This window comes from Geodermatophilus sp. SYSU D00867, assembly GCF_054050315.1.
The window spans coordinates 1-16,323 of the sequence record NZ_JBJGZC010000040.1; the positions used below are offsets into that span (position 1 = coordinate 1).

Genomic DNA, 16,323 nt, shown 5'->3' on the forward strand with positions numbered 1-16,323 from the left:
GCATTAGCGTGGGACACGAGACCTCCGGGTCGTCGGTGAGGCGTCAGCACCCACACCCTCACCCGGAGGTCTCCTCGCTGTCTCAGCCCGCTAGGCCGTCAACAACGCTCGTGGTCACTACAGCTAGGCCGTCACGTCCACCAGGACCTTGCCGACGGCGCCGTCCTCCACGGCCCGGTGCGCCTGCGCCGTCTCCGCCAGCGGGAAGACGTGCAGCGGCAGCCCGGCGTCCTCGCCCACCCGCAGCGCGCCGTCGAGGAGGGCCGCGTTGACGTCCTCGACGCCGAGGACCTTGGCCCGCTCGGGCTGCGTGTAGACGAGCACGAAGTTCCAGCGGGCGTTGGGGCCCATCTGCGCGCGCACCGGGATGGTGACCTCCGCGCCGCCGTCGTCGGCGTACACCGCGACCGCGCCGTGCATGCCGACCACCTGCGCGTCGACGGCGGCGTTGCGGGCCGCTGACACCTCCACGACCGTGTCGACGCCCTTCGGCGCGATCTTGCGGACCTCGGCGACGACGTCCTGCCGCCGGTAGTCGACGACGTGCGAGGCGCCGGCCGCCGCGGCCAGCTGCGCCTTGCGCGGGCTGCTCACCGTGGCGACGACCGTGGCGTCGGCCCAGCGCGCGAGCTGGATCGCCGCGTTGCCCACCGCGCCGGCGCCGCCCTGCACCAGCACGGTGCGCCCGGTCAGCGAGCCGGGGCCCATCCGGTCGGGCACGGACTCGCCGAGGGTGAGGCAGCGGTGCGCGGTGAGGAACGGGATGCCCAGCGCGGCGCCGAGCTCGAACGAGGGCGCCGGGCCCATGGGCACCGCCTGGCGGGCGGGCACGACGGTGTACTCCGCCGCCGTCCCCCAGGGGCGCTGCCAGGCCGCCTCCCACACCCAGACCCGCTCGCCGCGGATCGCGGGGTCCACGCCCTGCCCGACCGCCTCCACCGTGCCGGCGCCGTCCTGGCCGGGCACCTGGCCGCCGGGCCCGGGCTGCGCGTTGCTGCGGGACTTCCAGTCGGTCGGGTTGACGCCGGCCGTCGCGAGCCGGACGAGGACCTCGCCGGGGCCGGGGTCGGGGGTGGGCCGGTCGGTCAGCTGCAGGACCTCGGGGCCGCCGGGCCGGGTGTAGGTGATGGCACGCACCCGGCGGCCCTACCCCGCGCGGCGTCCCTGTTGCGTACGGCCCTGTTCCGATCGGGGCGCGGCGCGGTAGGGAGAGCGGGTGAGCGAGTCCGCCCCGGCCTGGAGCCGCGTGCTCCCGTCCTCGCTGCGCCGGGCGCGGCTCTACCGGCAGCACCACGGCCGGCTGCCGCCGTGGGGGGAGCCACGCACCTTCACCGAGAAGCTGCAGCGGCGGATCACCCGCGATCGCCGTCCGCTGCTGGCGCCGACCTGCGACAAGCTGGCCATGAAGGAGCACTTCGCGCGGCGGGCGCCGGACCTGCTGCGGGTGCCGCGGACGTACTGGTCCGGCACCGACGTCGCGGAGCTGGCCGGCGTCGACCTCCCCGGCCCGTGGGTGCTCAAGCCCAACCACTCGTGCCGGCGGGTGCTGGTGGGGGAGGGGCGGCCCGACGTCGCCGATCTCGCCGCGCGCACCGCCGGCTGGGTGGCCGAGCGCTACTGGCGCGACAGCGAGGAGTGGGCCTACCGCTGCGCCCGGCCGGGCCTGCTGGTGGAGGAGCACGTCGGGGAGCCCGGGGAGGTGCCCACCGACCTCAAGGTCCTGGTGTTCCACGGCGTGCCGCGGGTGGTCGGCGTGCACACCGGCCGGCGGGACGTGCACCGTGCGCGCCTGTACACCGCCGGCTGGGAGCCGCTGCCCTGGACGTGGGGCTACCCGCCCGGGCCCGACGTGCCGCGCCCGGCCTGGCTGCCCGAGCTGCTCGAGGCCGCGGCCGCGGCGGCGGCCGGCTTCGACATGCTCCGGGTGGACCTCTACCGGCACGACGGCCGGCTCTGGGCGGGGGAGCTGACGCCCTACCCGGGCGCGGGGCTGTCCCGCCTCGAGCCGGGGCTCGACGCGTGGCTGGGCACCTGGTGGACGCTTCCCGCCGAGGTGGACCGGCCCCGCTGGCGCACCGCGGCGGCGCGCCGGTGTGGCGGTCCTCACCCCCCGGGGTGACCACCGCGGAACGGAACTGATCCGGAACAGACGGGCGGCCGATGGGGCCTCATGGAGCTCCCCGTCATCGGCCGACTCCGCCGCGCGCTGCCCGAGGGGCGGCCACTGCCGGACGAGGTCTGGCAGCGGCGGCACGCGCTGCTGCTGCGGCTGGCCGCGGTGCAGGCCGTGGCGATCGGCGTCCTCGCGGTGGCCCGGGGCTGGGCTCCGGCCGCGGCGGGCGGTGCCGCCCTCGCCGTCGCCTACCCGGTGTCGTTCAGCCTGCTGCCGAACGCCGGCCGCACGCTGCGGGCCGCGGGGGTGACCGGGAGCCTGCTGGCCGCCTCGGTGCTGTTCGTGCACGTCTGCGACGGGCTGACCGAGGCGCACTTCCACTTCTTCGTCGTCGTCGGCCTGGTGTCGCTCTACCAGGACTGGGTGCCCTTCGGGCTGGCCCTCGTGGTCGTCATCGGGCACCACGGCGCCGTCGGCACGCTCTTCCCGCACTCGGTGTTCGACCACGAGGCGGCCTACCGCGACCCGTGGCTCTGGGCGCTGGTGCACGGCGGGTTCGTGCTGGCCGCGAGCCTGGCGCACCTGTCCTCGTGGCGGCTCAACGAGCGGCAGGGGCTGCACGACCCGCTCACGGGGCTGGCCAACCGCACCCGCCTGCTGCAGACCACCGCCACGCTGCTGGCCCGCCGCACCGGCCCGGTCAGCGTGCTGTTCCTGGACCTGGACGACTTCAAGGACGTCAACGACACCCGCGGGCACGCGGCCGGCGACGTCCTGCTCACCACGGTGGGCGACCGGCTGCGGGCCTGCGTCCGGGAGGGCGACGAGGTGGGCCGGCTGGGCGGCGACGAGTTCGCCGTCGTGGTCGACGGCGGCGCCGACGAGGCGGCGGCCGTCGGCGAGCGGGTCCTGGCCGCGCTCGCCGAGCCGGTCGACGTCGGCGGGCGGCCGCTGGCCGTGCACGTGAGCATCGGCGTCGCCGACACCGCGACGGCGGGCGACCGGCGGCCCGGGACGCTGCTGCGCAACGCCGACCTGGCCATGTACCGCGCCAAGGCGCTGGGGAAGAACCGGCTGGTCCGCTACGCGCCGGGCATGGCCGAGGCGGCCGAGGAGGAGGTCACCCTGCTGCAGGACCTGACCGCCGCGGTCCGGGCCGGCCAGCTGGAGGTGTACTACCAGCCCACCATCGACCTCGCCGACGGCCGCACCACCGGCTACGAGGCGCTGCTGCGCTGGCAGCACCCGCAGCGCGGGCTCGTGCCGCCCGCGGAGTTCGTGCCCCTGGCCGAGGCGAGCGGCGCGATCCTCGAGATCGGCCGCTGGGTGCTCGAGCAGGCGGTCGGGCAGGCGACGGTCTGGACGGCGGAGGCCGGCCGGCCGATCGGCATCGCGGTCAACCTCTCGCCGCGGCAGCTGGCCGACGACGACGTCGTCGCGCTGGTGTCCGCCGTCCTCGCCGCGAGCGGCCTGCCGGCGGCGCAGCTGACGCTGGAGGTGACCGAGGGCGTGCTGCTGCGCGACGTCGACCGCGTGGCCGGGCAGCTGCGGGCGCTGCGGGAGCTCGGCGTGCGGATCGCGATCGACGACTTCGGCACCGGCTACGCGAGCCTGACCTACCTGCGCCGGCTGCCCGCGGACGTCCTCAAGATCGACCGCAGCTTCGTGCAGGACCTCGGCGGCGACGTCCGCTCGCGGGCGCTGGTGGCCTCCATGATCGAGCTGGCGCGCAACCTGCGGCTGGAGGTGGTCGCGGAGGGCGTGGAGACCAGCGAGCAGCACGCCGTCCTCGGCGGCCTCGCCTGCTCGCACGCGCAGGGCTACCTCTTCGGCCGCCCGCTGCCCGCGCCCGCGCACGACCCCGCCCAGCCGGCGCCCACCGGCGCCGTCCCCGCACCGCGGGAGCCGGTACCGGCCCCCTGACCTGCGCGGGCGTCCGGGGGTGGTCGCGGACGGAACGGAACGGTCCCCTAACCTGTGCGCGCACCGTGACAGCAGTCACACCGTGCGTACACCCTCGACGATGAGGACGTCCGTGCAGCCAGGAACCCTCCCCGCCGTCCGCCGGCGCCGTCTCGGCGCCGCGCTCGCCGTCGCGACGACCCTGTCCGTCTCGCCCCTCGCGGTGGGCGCGGCCTCCGCCGCCCCGCCGCCCGCCACCAGCCCCACCGCGCCGGACCTCGGCGTGAACGTCACCGTGTTCGACCCGTCCATGCCGGTCAGCGAGATCCAGGCCGAGCTGGACGCGACCTTCGCCGCCCAGAGGGACGACGAGATGGGCACCGAGCGGTACGCCTACCTCTTCCGCCCCGGCACCTACGGCACCGACGCCCAGCCGCTGCAGATCAAGGTCGGCTACTACACCGAGGTCACCGGCCTCGGGGACTCGCCGTCCGACGTGGTCATCAACGGCAAGGTCGAGAGCTACAACCGCTGCCTCGACGGCGGTGGCACGACCAACTGCATCGCGCTGAACAACTTCTGGCGCACCGTGTCGAACCTGACGATCGACGTCAACGCCACCGGTCAGGACGGCTGCCGGCAGAGCGCCAACTTCTGGGCCGTGTCCCAGGCGGTCTCGCTGCGCCGGGTGGACGTCACCGGCGGCACCCTGTCGCTGATGGACTACTGCACCGCCGGACCGCACTACGCCAGCGGCGGGTTCATCGCCGACTCCCGGGCGGGCGCGGTCGTCAACGGCTCGCAGCAGCAGTGGCTGACCCGCGACAGCACGGTCGGCTCGTGGTCCAACGGCGTGTGGAACCAGGTGTTCTCCGGCGTCGTGGGTGCGCCCTCCGAGGAGGCCTTCCCGACCCCGCCGTACACCACGCTGGACACCACCCCGCTCAGCCGCGAGAAGCCGTACCTGTTCCTCGACGACGCGGGCCGCTGGAACGTGCGGGTGCCCGCGGCGCAGCAGGCCTCACGCGGCACCAGCTGGGGTGCCGGGTTCACGCCGGGCCGCACGCTCCCCCTCACCGACTTCCTCGTCGCGACGCCGTCGACGCCCGTCCAGCAGATCGACAACCACCTCGCCCGCGGCGGCCACCTGCTGCTCACGCCGGGGGTGTACGACGTCGCGCGCAGCATCGACGTCAAGCGGCCGGGCACCGTGGTGCTCGGCATCGGGCACGCGACGCTGACCGCGGTCGGCGGGGCGGTCCCGCTGACGATCGCCGACGTCCCCGGCGTCGTCGTGGCCGGCGTGACGATCGACGCGGGCACCGTCGAGTCGCCGGCGCTGCTGCAGGTCGGCAACCCGAACGGCAACGGCGGGCGGTCCGACGCGGCCGACCCGACGACGCTGTCCGACGTCTACTTCCGCGTCGGCGGCCCGCACGTGGGCAAGGTCGACACCGCGCTCGTGGTCGACAGCGACGACGTCCTCATCGACCACACCTGGGTGTGGCGCGCCGACCACGGCGTCGAGCCCGGCTTCACCCAGGGCGTCAACGGTGACACCGACCGCTGGCGGACCAACACCGGCCGGGTGGGCGCCGAGATCAACGGCGACCGGGTGACCGCGACCGGCCTGTTCGTCGAGCACTTCCAGACCCACAACACCATCTGGAACGGCGAGCGGGGGACGACCGTCCTCTACCAGAACGAGCTGCCCTACGACCCGCCGTCGCAGGCCGACTGGCAGCAGCCCGACGGCACCCTCGGCTGGGCCGGCTACAAGGTCGCCGACGACGTGCAGCAGCACCGCCTCTACGGCGGCGGCGTCTACGGCTACCAGCGCAACGCCGGTCCGGGGATCACCACCGAGAGCGGCTTCGAGGTGCCGACGACGCCGGGCGTGCGGCTGCACCACGTGACGACCGTCCACCTCGACGGTCTCGGCGTCATCCGGCACGTGGTGAACGACGTGGGTGACCAGGTCGACGGCAGCCGTCCCGGCACGCCGGCCTACGTGGTCGACCACCCGGCGGCCTGACGCAGTGAGCCCGGTGGGCCGTCGCGGACTCCCGCGGCGGCCCACCGGCGCATCCGGCCCCCGGGCTCAGGCCGGGGTGATCGAGAGGGTGAGCGCGCGGCGGCCGGCCTCGGAGCGGGCGGTGCGCAGCCGCTCCTCCGAGGGGGTGCCGTACTCGGTGGTGCGCTGTCGAGCGGGCCGGCCGATCGCCGCGGCCATCGCCTCGAGCTCGGCGATCGTCTTCAGCGAGCCGTTCTCGCTCCCGGCCATCCGGCTGATGGTCTCCTCCATCAGCGTGCCGCCGAGGTCGTTGGCCCCGCCCTGCAGCACCGCCTGCGTGCCGGCGTCACCGAGCTTCACCCACGAGGTCTGGACGTTGCCGATCCGCCCGTGCAGCAGCAGCCGGGCGACGGCGTGCACCGCCCGGTTCTCCCGCACCGTCGGGCCCGGCCGTGCGACGCCGGCGAGGTAGATCGGCGCGTTGTGGTGCACGAACGGCAGCAGCACGAACTCGGTGAACCCGCCGGTCTCGTCCTGCTGGCGGGCGATCGTGCGCAGGTGCGCCACCCAGTGCGCCGGGGTGTCGACGTGGCCGTACATCATCGTCGACGTCGTCGGGATGCCCACCCGGTGCGCGGTGCCGATGATCTCCAGCCAGGTCGCCGCGGGCAGCTTGCCCTTGGTCAGCACCCAGCGGACGTCGTCGTCGAGGATCTCCGCCGCCGTGCCGGGGACCGAGTCGAGCCCGGCCTCCTTCGCCGCGCGCAGGAAGTCCTCGAACGACAGCCCGGTGCGGGCCGAGGCGTTGACGATCTCCATGGGGCTGAACGCGTGCAGGTGGATGCCGGGCTGCCGGCGCTTCACCTCGCCGATCAGGTCCAGGTAGGCGGACCCGGGCAGGTCGGGGTGGATGCCGCCCTGCATGCAGATCTCGGTGGCGCCGGCGGCCCACGCGCGGTCGACCCGGTCGCCGACCTCGGACAGCGAGAGCGTGTAGGCGTCGGCGTCGGTGCGCCGCTGGGCGAACGCGCAGAACCGGCAGCCGGTGTAGCAGACGTTGGTGAAGTTGACGTTCCGGTTGACGACGTAGGTGACGTCGTCGCCGGTCACGTCGCGTCGCACGCCGTCGGCCAGCGCGCACAGCGCCTCGAGGTCGGGGCCGTCGGCGCCGAGCAGCGCCAGGTACTGCGCGTCGGAGAGCCCGGCGGGGTCGCGCTCGGCGGCGCGCAGCGCGGCGTGCACCTCGGGGTCACCCACGGCCAGGGCGGTGGAGGAGCCGTCGCGGGCCGCCGTGGTGCGGTCGCGCAGGTCGGCCCAGTCGCCGTAGACGGCGTCGAAGTCCCCGCGCCGGTCGCCGGTGCGGCCGACGGTGTCCACCTCGACGTGCAGGTCGGTGCGGCCGGAGGACACCCAGGCCTCGTCGGGCTCCTGCCACGGCAGCCCGGCCGGGATGCGGCCCTCGACGGCCAGGCCGTCGGGCCCGGCCAGCGCGGCCACGTGCGGGCGCACCCGCGGGTCGAGCCACGGCTCGGGCTCCAGCACGTAGCGCGGCTGGGCGGCCAGCCGCTCGCGCAGGGTGAACCCGCCCTCGGCGGTCAGCGCGGCGAGCTTGTCGGTGTTGGGCCAGGGCCGCTCGGGGTTGACGTGGTCGGGCGTGAGCGGGGAGACCCCGCCCCAGTCGTCGACGCCGGCGCGCAGCAGCAGCCCGAGCTCGGTGGAGTCGGACAGGTTCGGCGGCGCCTGCACCCGCGCCCGCGGGCCGAGCAGCAGCCGGGTGACGGCGACGGCGGCCACGTACTCCTGCAGCGCGAGGTCGTCGTGCGCGGCCATCGCGGTGCGCGGCTTCGCGCGGAAGTTCTGGACGATGACCTCCTGCACGTGCCCGTGCCGCTGGTGCGCGGCGCGGATCCGCAGGACGGCGTCCACCCGCTCGGCCGGCGTCTCGCCGATGCCCAGCAGCACGCCGGTGGTGAACGGGACGGCGGAGCGGCCGGCGTCCTCGAGCACCCGCAGCCGCACGGCCGGCTCCTTGTCGGGGGAGCCGAAGTGGGGGCCGCCGCGCTCGGACCACAGCCGGGTCGCGGTCGTCTCGAGCATCATCCCCATCGACGCCGACACCGGCTTGAGCCGCTGGACCTCCTCCCACGTCATCACCCCGGGGTTGAGGTGCGGGAGCAGCCCGGTCTCCTCCAGCACCCGGATCGCCATCGCCCGCAGGTAGGCCAGCGTCGAGTCGAAGCTGTGCGCCTCCAGCCACTCGGCGGCGACCGGCCAGCGGTCCTCGGGCCGGTCGCCGAGGGTGAACAGCGCCTCCTTGCAGCCCAGCGCCGCGCCCTGCCGGGCGACGTCGAGCACCTCGTCGGGGGAGAGGAACGGCGCCCTCCCCTGGGCCCGCAGCTGCCCGGGCGTGGTCACGAACGTGCAGTAGTGGCAGCGGTCGCGGCACAGGTGGGTGAGCGGGATGAACACCTTCCGGCTGTAGGTGACCACGCCGGGGCGGCCGGCCGAGGCCAGGCCGGCGTCGCGCACCCGCGAGGCGGCGGCGAGCAGGCGGTCCAGCGGCTCGCCGTCGCCCAGCCCGCGGGCCGACAGCAGGGTCTCGGCCTCGCCGGCGTCGAGGGTCACGCCACGCTCGGCGCGGGCGAGGGCCCGGCGCAGCGCGGACGGCACGGGGTTCTGCGGCTCGCTCATCGCCCCTGAAACTAGTCGAAGGACCCCCCGCCCCCCACCCGCTCGCAGGCTCGCGGGCGGGCCCCCGCGGGGGCCGGAACCGCCTCTGTCGCGCTAACGGCTCCCGGGGGCGTCGACGTAGCGGCCGCGCAGCCGGAGCAGGGGCGCGGCGCCGTCGCGCAGGACCGGCACGTCCTCGACGGCGAGCAGCGCCAGCACGTGGTCGCCGGCCGGCACGAGCCGGTCGAGCCGGCAGTCCAGCGCGACGACGCCGCCGTCGAGCACGATCGCGCCGCTGCCGGCCGCCCGCGACCAGGGCACCGACTCGAGCAGGTGCCGCGCCGAGGGCCGCCCGGCGGAGGAGAACCGGCTGGCGAGGATCGCCTGCCCGGCGGCGAGGACGGTGAGCCCGCAGGTGCCCACGGCCTCCAGCACCTCGGCCGGGTACCCGTCGGCGGTCAGCCCGACGGCGACCAGCGGCGGGTCGGCCGACACGCTCATGACCGAGGTGACCGTCGTGCCGACGTCGTCGATGTCGTCCCGGACGGTCAGCAGCGCCACCCCCGCCGCGTACTGCCGCAGGGCGGCGCTGAAGTCGGAGGGTGACACCGGCATGGCGGCCAGTCGACCACACCGCCAGGATGGCCCGGTGAGCAGCGCGGACGAGAAGACCTACGACGTCGTCGTGATGGGAGCCGGCTCGACCGGGGAGAACGTCGCCGACGTCGTCGTCCGGGGCGGGCTGTCCGCGGTGCTGGTGGAGGAGCACCTCGTCGGCGGGGAGTGCTCCTACTACGCCTGCATGCCGAGCAAGGCGCTGCTGCGCGGCACCGAGGCGATCGAGGAGGCGCGCGCGGTCAAGGGCGCCGCCGCCGCGGTCACCGGCGAGCAGGACGTCGCCGCGACCCTCGAGCGCCGCGACTCCTTCACCAGCCACTGGGACGACGCAGGCCAGGTGCGCTGGGTCGAGGGCGCCGGCATCGACCTGGTCCGCGGCACCGCCCGGCTCGAGGGTGAGCGCACCGTCGTCGTCACCCGCCCCGACGGCGGGGAGACCCGGCTCACCGCGCGGCACGCGGTCGCGGTCTGCACCGGGTCGGAGGCCGCGGTGCCGCCGGTCGAGGGCCTGCCCGACGTCGAGCCGTGGACCCCGCGCGAGGCCACGAGCGCGAAGGAGCCCCCGCGCCGGCTGCTGGTGGTCGGCGGCGGCTACGTCGGCTGCGAGACGTCCTTCGCCTGGAACGCCCTCGGCTCTCAGGTGACGCTCCTCCAGCAGGGCGACCGGCTGCTGCCCGGCGCCGAGCCGCAGGCGGGTGACGCGGTGCTCGCCTCGCTGCGCGACCGTGGCGTCGACGTCCGGCTCGACGCGGAGGTCCGCGCGGCCCGCCGCGAGCACGACGAGGTCGTCCTCACGACCGCCGAGGGCGAGGTCCGCGGCGACGAGGTGCTCGTGGCCGTCGGGCGGCGGGCGCGGACGACGGCGATCGGCGTGGACAGCGTCGGCCTCGAGCCGGGGGAGTACCTCGACGTCGACGACACGCTGCAGGTGCGCGGGCTGCCGTGGCTCTACGGCGTCGGCGACGTCAACGGTCGCCGGCAGCTCACCCACATGGGCAAGTACCAGGCCCGCCAGGCCGGCGCGGCGATCGTCGCCCGCGCCCGCGGCGAGGAGGTGCGGGTGGAGGACTGGTCGCCGCACACCGCCACCGCCGACCACGCCGCCACGCCCTCGGTCGTGTTCACCGACCCGCAGGTGGCCAGCGTCGGCCTGACCAGCGCCCAGGCGGAGGAGCGCGGCCTGCCGCACCGCGTCGTCGAGTACCCGATCGGCTCGGTCTCGGGCGCCGCCCTGTTCGCCGACGGCTACGAGGGGACCGCGGTCGCCGTCGTCGACACCGAGCGCGAGGTGCTGCTCGGGGTGACCTTCGTCGGCCCGGCGGTGGCCGAGCTGCTGCACGCGGCGACGATCGCCGTCGTCGGGGAGGTGCCGATCGCGCGGCTGTGGCACGCGGTCCCGGCCCACCCGACGGTCAGCGAGATCTGGCTGCGGTTGCTCGAGACCTGGCGCGGCTGAGCGCTCAGGGCAGCGGGAACGGCGTGTCGCTCGGTGCGGGCAGGTCGCCGTCGACGGTGGCGGTGACGGTCATGCCCCGGAACTGCGCGCCGCCGAGCGTGGTCAGGAAGGCGGTGTCGGCGGCGTCGCGGCCCGAGCAGATCCGCACCAGCGACGACGTCGGCGCCAGCCGCGTCGCGTCGACCACGCACCAGGTCCCGCCGACGTCGGCCTCCGCGACGGCGTGGAAGTCCATCGGGTCCAGCCCGGGCGCGTAGACGGCGACCAGCCGCGCCGGCACCTCCAGGGCGCGCAGCAGGGTGACCGTGAGGTGCGCGTAGTCGCGGCACACGCCGCGCCCGGCCAGCAGCGTGTCGACGGCGGTGTCCACCGGGCGGCTGGCGCCCGCGGCGTAGACCAGCCGCCGGTGCACCCAGTCGGCCACCGCGCCCACCAGCTCGGCGCGGGGCAGCGAGCGGTCGAACTCGGTGGCGGCGAACCCCTCGAGCTGGTCCGACGGGCAGTAGCGGCTGGGCCGGATCGCCTCCGCCCACGCCTCCGGCGTCACCGCGCGGCCCGGGCCGCCGCGCTCGGCGGTCGCGGTGTAGGTGACCTCGGTGGTGCCCGCCTCCAGCCGGACCCGGTGCACCCGCGCCTCGCCCACCCGGAGCTCCTCGACCTCCAGCGGGCGCCCCTCGCACAGCACGGTCAGCGTCTCGGTGGCGGGCGTGGCCACCGCCACCTGCAGCAACGCGGTGGCCGGGCCGGCCGAGGAGAGGGTGAGCGAGGCGGCGACGGAGGTCGGCATGACCGAGATCGTCGCCGCGGCCGGGGTCCCGGCGCGCTGTGTGCTCGCTCACCGTGCTGCAGTGGGTCCGTGCCCGCACCGTCCCGCAGTTCCTGGCGCCGCTACGTCGCCCTCGGCGACTCCTTCACCGAGGGGCTCAGCGACCCCGACCCGGCCCGCCCCGGCGAGTACCGCGGCTGGGCCGACCGGCTGGCCGAGCACCTGGCCGAGGCCTCCCCGGGCGCCGACGTCGAGTACGCCAACCTCGCCGTCCGCGGGCGGCTGCTCCCGCAGGTGCTCGCCGAGCAGGTGCCGGTCGCCCGCGCGGCGCAGCCGGACCTGGTGAGCCTGGTGGCCGGCGGCAACGACCTGCTCCGTCCCGGCGCCGACCCCGACGTGCTGGCCGCCGCGCTGGAGGCGGCGGTGGCCGCCTTCCGCGCCGACGGCGCCGACGTGCTGCTCGCCACCGGCGTCGACCCGCGGCTGACGCCGATCATCCGGCGCACCCGCGGCCGGGTCGCGGTGTTCAACGCCTCGCTGTGGTCGATCGCCGCGCGGCACGGCGCCGTCGTCCTCGACCAGTGGGGCGCGGACTGGCTGCTGGACTGGCGGCTGTGGGACAGCGACCGCATCCACCTCACCGCCGAGGGGCACCGGCGGATGGCGCTGGCCGCGGCCGACGCGCTCGGCGTCCCGGTCCCCGGCGACGGCGAGTGGCGCACCCCGCTGCCGCCGGCCCCGCCGCGGGCGCTGCGCGCGGCGCTGGCCGAGGAGGCCGCCTGGGTGCGCGGGTTCGTCGCGCCGTGGATCGCCCGCCGCCTGCGCGGCCGGTCCTCCGGCGACGGGCGGGCCCCGAAGCGGCCGGTGCCGCTGGCGCTGCCCCGCGGCTGAACCGCCGGGACCGTGCACCTCCGCGGAGGTTCCCGGAGGGCTCAGGCGGGGGACTGGTCCCCGTCCGTCTCGTCCCCGTTTGTGGCCGGCTCGTCGTCGGTGGTCGTGTCCTCGACGACCACGAGGAACGGCCGGGGGGCCGGGGGCTCCTCGGCGTCCTCCAGCGGGAACAGGTCGACGCCGTCGCCGCCGGCCGGGTCCGGCACCGGGGGCAGCTCGCCGGTGACCGCCTCCAGCTCGCCGGTCACGGCCTCGAGGACGGCGGCGGCCTCCTCGGCGGCCTGCTCGACGAGCACCTCGGCCATGAGCGCCTCGGCGCGGCTGGGCAGCGGCGCGGGCCGGCCGAAGGCGTAGCCCTGCGCCATCGCGCAGCCGTGCCGGCGCAGCCACTCGGCCTGCTCGAGGTCCTCGATGCCCTCGGCGATCACCTGCAGGCCCATGCCCTGCCCGAGCTGCAGCAGGCCCTGGACCAGGGCGGCGGTGGAGGGCCGGGTGACGACGTCGGCGACGAACGACCGGTCGATCTTGACGGTGTGGATCGGCAGCCGGTGCAGCGCGGTGATGGCCGAGTAGCCGGTGCCGAAGTCGTCGAGCGCCAGCGTCACGCCGCGCGCGGTCACCTCCGACACCGCCTGCAGCGTGGCCTCGGCCGCGAACAGCGCCGTCGACTCGGTGATCTCCAGCTCCAGCCGCCCGGGCGGCAGGCCGGACTCCTCCAGCGCGGCGGCGACCAGGTCGCTGAAGCCCTCCTCGGCCAGGTGGCGCGCCGAGACGTTGACGTGCACCCGCAGCCCGGCCGGCCAGCCGGCGGCGTCGGTGCACGCCTGCCGCAGCACCCAGGCGCCCAGGCGGGAGGTGAGCCGGTTGTTCTCCGCGGCGTCGAGGAACGCGCCCGGCGGCAGCAGCCCGCGGGTGGGGTGCTGCCAGCGGATGAGCGCCTCGTAACCGAGCAGGGTCTCGTCGGCCAGGGAGACGATCGGCTGGTAGAACAGCCGCAGCTCGTCGCCGTCCAGCGCGCGGCGCAGGTCGGTCTCCAGCTGCAGCAGGTCGACCTCGTCCTCGGTCAGGCCGCCGTCGTGCACCTCGATGCGCGCCCGGCTGCCGTCCCGCTTGGCGCGGGTGAGCGCGCTGTGCGCCTGGCGCAGCAGGTCGTCGGGGGCGACGTCGGAGCCCATGGTCAGCCCGACGCTCGCCGACAGCACGATCTCGCGGTTGCCGAGCTGGAACGGGTCGTCGAGCACCGACAGCAGCCGGTCGGCCAGCGCCCGCAGGCCGTCGAGGTCCTCGACGTCCTCGGCGAGGATGAGGAACTCGTCGGCGCCGAGCCGCACGGCGGTGTCCTCGACGCGGGTGCTCCAGCGGAGCCGGTCGGCGACCTGGCTGAGCAGCTGGTCGCCGGCCTCGGTGCCGAGGGTGTCGTTGACCGCCTGGAACCGGTCGAGGTCCAGGTGCACCAGGCCCACCTGGAGCCCGCGGCGGCGGGACAGCGCGAGGGCGTGGGCGAGCCGGTCGGTGAGGGCGCGGCGGTTGGGCAGCCCGGTGAGCTGGTCGGTGAAGGCCCGGCGGACCAGGTCCTCCTCGGCCCGCCGCCGGTCGGTGACGTCGACCAGCGACAGGACGACGAAGTGCGGCTCACCGGTGGTCCGGTGGACGACGGTGTGCGACTGCTGCACCCACAGCTCGGTGCCGTCGGCGCGGCGCAGGCGGCGCTCGCCGTCCCGGCGCAGCCACGGGTCCAGACCGGCCTCGTCCCCGGCAGCGCCGTCGCCGTCGGCGATCGGGGCCTCGTCGGGGTGGGCGAGCAGGTCGACGTGGCGGCCCACCACGTCGTCGATGCCGCGGCCGGACAGCGCGCACAGCGCGTCGTTGACGACGAGCAGGTGGCCGTCGAGGCCGACCAGGGCCTTGGGCACCGGCGAGTTGAGGAACAGGGCGCGGAACACCTGGCCGCGGTCGGCCAGCAGCGTGTCGATGGCCCGCAGCCTCGTCCCCGCCGGTGCGCCGCTCGGCTCGCCGGGCTGGTCGGCCCGGGGCCGGGGCACGTGGGGGGCGCTGAGAGTCACCTGCACAGGGTGGCCGACCGGACGGCCGGAGCAGCGGAACCCGCACACGGAGAGTCGTGGTCGGTCGCTCACGTTGCGTCACGGCGGGAGGCTGCCGTGTCGTCCGGTGCGCGTGGGGCGTCGCGGTGAGCAGCGCCTCCACCTGCGGCCGCGGTCTCCCTCGGCACGGGTGTCCGCTCCGGGCGCCCGGGAGGGTGCCCGGCCCCCGCTCCGGGGAGCAGGGTGGGCGCCCCGAGCGGAGGAGCGCGTCATGGACTGGAAGCTGGAGCTGGTCGCCGTGCCGGTCAGCGACGTCGACCGTGCGATCGCCTTCTACACCGACGGCGCCGGGTTCCACCTCGACCACGACCACCGGGTGAGCGAGGCGGTCAGGTTCGTGCAGCTCACCCCGCCGGGGTCGGCGTGCTCGATCGCGATCGGCACCGGCCTGCTCGACGTGCCGCCCGGGGCGGCGCAGGGGCTGCAGCTCGTCGTCGACGACGTCGAGGTGGCGCACGAGGAGCTGACCCGGCGCGGCGTCGAGGTCAGCGAGGTCCAGCACCTCCCCTGGGGGTCGTTCGTGTTCTTCAGCGACCCGGACGGCAACGGCTGGGCGGTCCAGCAGCTGCCGGCGCGCTGAGCGCCGGGGAATCCCGCGCCCGGCCCGTGCGCTGTGCCGGGCATGGACGTCGGCAAGCGCATCGGGTTCCTGTCGTTCGGGCACTGGCAGCCGCTGCCCGGCTCGGAGGTGCGCACGGCGCGGGACGCGCTGGTGCAGACCGTCGAGCTCGCCGTCGCCGCCGAGGAGCTGGGCCTGGACGGCGCGTTCGTCCGGGTGCACCACTTCGCGCGGCAGCTGGCCTCGCCGTTCCCGCTGCTGGCCGCCATGGCCGCGCGGACCTCGCGGATCGAGCTCGGCACCGGCGTCATCGACATGCGCTACGAGAACCCGCTGTACATGGCCGAGGAGGCCGCGGCCACCGACCTGCTCGCCGGCGGCCGGCTGCAGCTCGGCGTGAGCCGGGGGTCACCGGAGACGGCGCTGCGCGGCTCGGAGGCGTTCGGCTACGTCCCGCCGGAGGGGTCCTCGGACGCCGACCTGGCGCGCGAGAAGACGGCGCTGTTCCTCGCCGCGGTGCGCGGCGCGACCGTCGTCGACGCCGACCCCGGGATGACCGGCGGCGCGCGCGGCCGGCTCGCGATCCAGCCGCAGTCGCCGGGCCTGGCCGACCGGATCTGGTGGGGCGCCGGCACCCGGGCGACGGGGGAGTGGGCCGCCCGCCAGGGGCTGAACCTGATGAGCTCGACGCTGCTGTCCGAGGACACCGGCGTGCCCTTCGACGAGCTGCAGGCCGAGCAGATCGCCCGCTACCGCGCCGCCTGGGCCGAGGCCGGGTGGGGCCGCGAGCCGCGGGTGTCGGTGAGCCGCAGCGTCGTCCCGATCGTGTCCGACGTCGACCGCGCCTACTTCGGCGACGAGCGCCGCTCGTCCGACCAGGTCGGCCTGCTCGAGGGCGTGCGCGCCCGCTTCGGCCGCAGCTACGCCGGCGAGCCCGACGAGGTGGCCGAGGAGCTGGCCAAGGACGCCGCCGTCCGCGAGGCCGACACCCTGCTGCTCACGGTGCCGAACATGCTCGGCGTCGAGTACAACGCCCGGCTGCTGGAGAACGTCGCGCGCCACGTCGCGCCGGCGCTGGGCTGGACGCCCGCCGGCGCGCGCTGACGCACGCACGCGAGAGGCCCGGGGCCGCGGGGGGGGGCCGGGGCGCTGCGGGGTCCCGGGGGTCCCTCGTATCTGACCGTTGCCTCGGCGGCGAGCGTTGCGGGGACGAGGGCGCGGTTTGTTGGGTG

12 protein-coding genes are annotated in these 16,323 nt (G+C 75.9%); 7 read left to right on the forward strand and 5 right to left on the reverse strand.

Annotation, left to right across the window (positions count from 1 at the left end; translation table 11 throughout):
- Nucleotides 1-123: 123 nt before the first annotated feature.
- Nucleotides 124-1,137 carry an NADPH:quinone reductase gene (locus tag ACI8AK_RS23005; RefSeq protein WP_456958165.1) on the reverse strand — a complete coding sequence of 338 codons (1,014 nt, stop codon included), beginning with the start codon at nucleotides 1,135-1,137 and terminating at the stop codon, nucleotides 124-126.
- Nucleotides 1,138-1,216: 79 nt separating this feature from the next.
- Between ACI8AK_RS23005 and ACI8AK_RS23010 the strand changes: the two genes are divergently transcribed.
- The 3 genes from ACI8AK_RS23010 (at nucleotide 1,217) to ACI8AK_RS23020 (ending at nucleotide 6,050) form a co-directional block, all read left to right on the forward strand.
- Nucleotides 1,217-2,119 carry an ATP-grasp fold amidoligase family protein gene (locus ACI8AK_RS23010; RefSeq protein ID WP_387985584.1) on the forward strand — a complete coding sequence of 301 codons (903 nt, stop codon included), beginning with the start codon at nucleotides 1,217-1,219 and terminating at the stop codon, nucleotides 2,117-2,119.
- Between the two features lie 51 nt (nucleotides 2,120-2,170).
- A complete protein-coding gene (locus ACI8AK_RS23015) occupies nucleotides 2,171-4,036 on the forward strand; it encodes a putative bifunctional diguanylate cyclase/phosphodiesterase (protein WP_387985581.1) in 1,866 nt (621 codons plus the stop codon).
- A gap of 100 nt (nucleotides 4,037-4,136) precedes the next feature.
- Nucleotides 4,137-6,050, forward strand: a complete 1,914-nt coding sequence (locus ACI8AK_RS23020) for a glycosyl hydrolase family 28-related protein (protein WP_456958167.1) — start codon at nucleotides 4,137-4,139, stop codon at nucleotides 6,048-6,050.
- A 66-nt stretch (nucleotides 6,051-6,116) separates the two neighbouring features.
- Here ACI8AK_RS23020 and ACI8AK_RS23025 read toward each other — a convergent pair whose 3' ends face one another.
- Entirely contained in the window at nucleotides 6,117-8,720 is a 2,604-nt protein-coding gene (locus ACI8AK_RS23025) for a bifunctional FO biosynthesis protein CofGH (protein ID WP_456958169.1), read from the reverse strand.
- A 93-nt stretch (nucleotides 8,721-8,813) separates the two neighbouring features.
- Nucleotides 8,814-9,314 carry a flavin reductase family protein gene (locus ACI8AK_RS23030; RefSeq protein WP_456903667.1) on the reverse strand — a complete coding sequence of 167 codons (501 nt, stop codon included), beginning with the start codon at nucleotides 9,312-9,314 and terminating at the stop codon, nucleotides 8,814-8,816.
- Between the two features lie 34 nt (nucleotides 9,315-9,348).
- Here ACI8AK_RS23030 and ACI8AK_RS23035 point away from each other — a divergent pair, with 34 nt between their 5' ends.
- The gene (locus ACI8AK_RS23035) at nucleotides 9,349-10,773 is read left to right on the forward strand and encodes a dihydrolipoyl dehydrogenase family protein (protein ID WP_456958170.1); all 1,425 of its coding nucleotides are present in this window, start codon (nucleotides 9,349-9,351) and stop codon (nucleotides 10,771-10,773) included.
- Nucleotides 10,774-10,777: 4 nt separating this feature from the next.
- Here the strand turns inward: ACI8AK_RS23035 and ACI8AK_RS23040 are convergent, their stop codons facing one another.
- A complete protein-coding gene (locus ACI8AK_RS23040) occupies nucleotides 10,778-11,560 on the reverse strand; it encodes a transglutaminase-like domain-containing protein (RefSeq protein WP_456958171.1) in 783 nt (260 codons plus the stop codon).
- A 69-nt stretch (nucleotides 11,561-11,629) separates the two neighbouring features.
- Here ACI8AK_RS23040 and ACI8AK_RS23045 point away from each other — a divergent pair, with 69 nt between their 5' ends.
- A complete protein-coding gene (locus ACI8AK_RS23045; RefSeq protein WP_387985566.1) occupies nucleotides 11,630-12,430 on the forward strand; it encodes an SGNH/GDSL hydrolase family protein in 801 nt (266 codons plus the stop codon).
- Between the two features lie 41 nt (nucleotides 12,431-12,471).
- On the opposite strand, the gene ACI8AK_RS23050 is transcribed toward ACI8AK_RS23045, so the two are convergent.
- On the reverse strand, nucleotides 12,472-14,493 hold the full coding sequence (locus ACI8AK_RS23050) for a putative bifunctional diguanylate cyclase/phosphodiesterase (RefSeq protein WP_456903673.1): 2,022 nt from the start codon (nucleotides 14,491-14,493) through the stop codon (nucleotides 12,472-12,474).
- Between the two features lie 250 nt (nucleotides 14,494-14,743).
- Here ACI8AK_RS23050 and ACI8AK_RS23055 point away from each other — a divergent pair, with 250 nt between their 5' ends.
- Nucleotides 14,744-15,112, forward strand: a complete 369-nt coding sequence (locus tag ACI8AK_RS23055) for a VOC family protein (protein WP_456903675.1) — start codon at nucleotides 14,744-14,746, stop codon at nucleotides 15,110-15,112.
- A gap of 42 nt (nucleotides 15,113-15,154) precedes the next feature.
- The gene (locus ACI8AK_RS23060; protein ID WP_456958173.1) at nucleotides 15,155-16,195 is read left to right on the forward strand and encodes an LLM class flavin-dependent oxidoreductase; all 1,041 of its coding nucleotides are present in this window, start codon (nucleotides 15,155-15,157) and stop codon (nucleotides 16,193-16,195) included.
- The last annotated feature ends 128 nt before the right edge of the window (nucleotides 16,196-16,323 follow it).

What these genes read in the sequence shown, in the direction of transcription:
- ACI8AK_RS23025 (WP_456958169.1), bottom strand. Translation starts at nt 8,720, where the DNA reads ATGAGCGAGCCGCAGAACCCCGTGCCGTCCGCGCTGCGCCGGGCCCTC.
- ACI8AK_RS23030 (WP_456903667.1), bottom strand. Translation starts at nt 9,314, where the DNA reads ATGCCGGTGTCACCCTCCGACTTCAGCGCCGCCCTGCGGCAGTACGCG.
- ACI8AK_RS23015 (WP_387985581.1), top strand. Translation starts at nt 2,171, where the DNA reads ATGGAGCTCCCCGTCATCGGCCGACTCCGCCGCGCGCTGCCCGAGGGG.
- ACI8AK_RS23040 (WP_456958171.1), bottom strand. Translation starts at nt 11,560, where the DNA reads ATGCCGACCTCCGTCGCCGCCTCGCTCACCCTCTCCTCGGCCGGCCCG.
- ACI8AK_RS23055 (WP_456903675.1), top strand. Translation starts at nt 14,744, where the DNA reads ATGGACTGGAAGCTGGAGCTGGTCGCCGTGCCGGTCAGCGACGTCGAC.
- ACI8AK_RS23020 (WP_456958167.1), top strand. Translation starts at nt 4,137, where the DNA reads ATGAGGACGTCCGTGCAGCCAGGAACCCTCCCCGCCGTCCGCCGGCGC.
- ACI8AK_RS23060 (WP_456958173.1), top strand. Translation starts at nt 15,155, where the DNA reads ATGGACGTCGGCAAGCGCATCGGGTTCCTGTCGTTCGGGCACTGGCAG.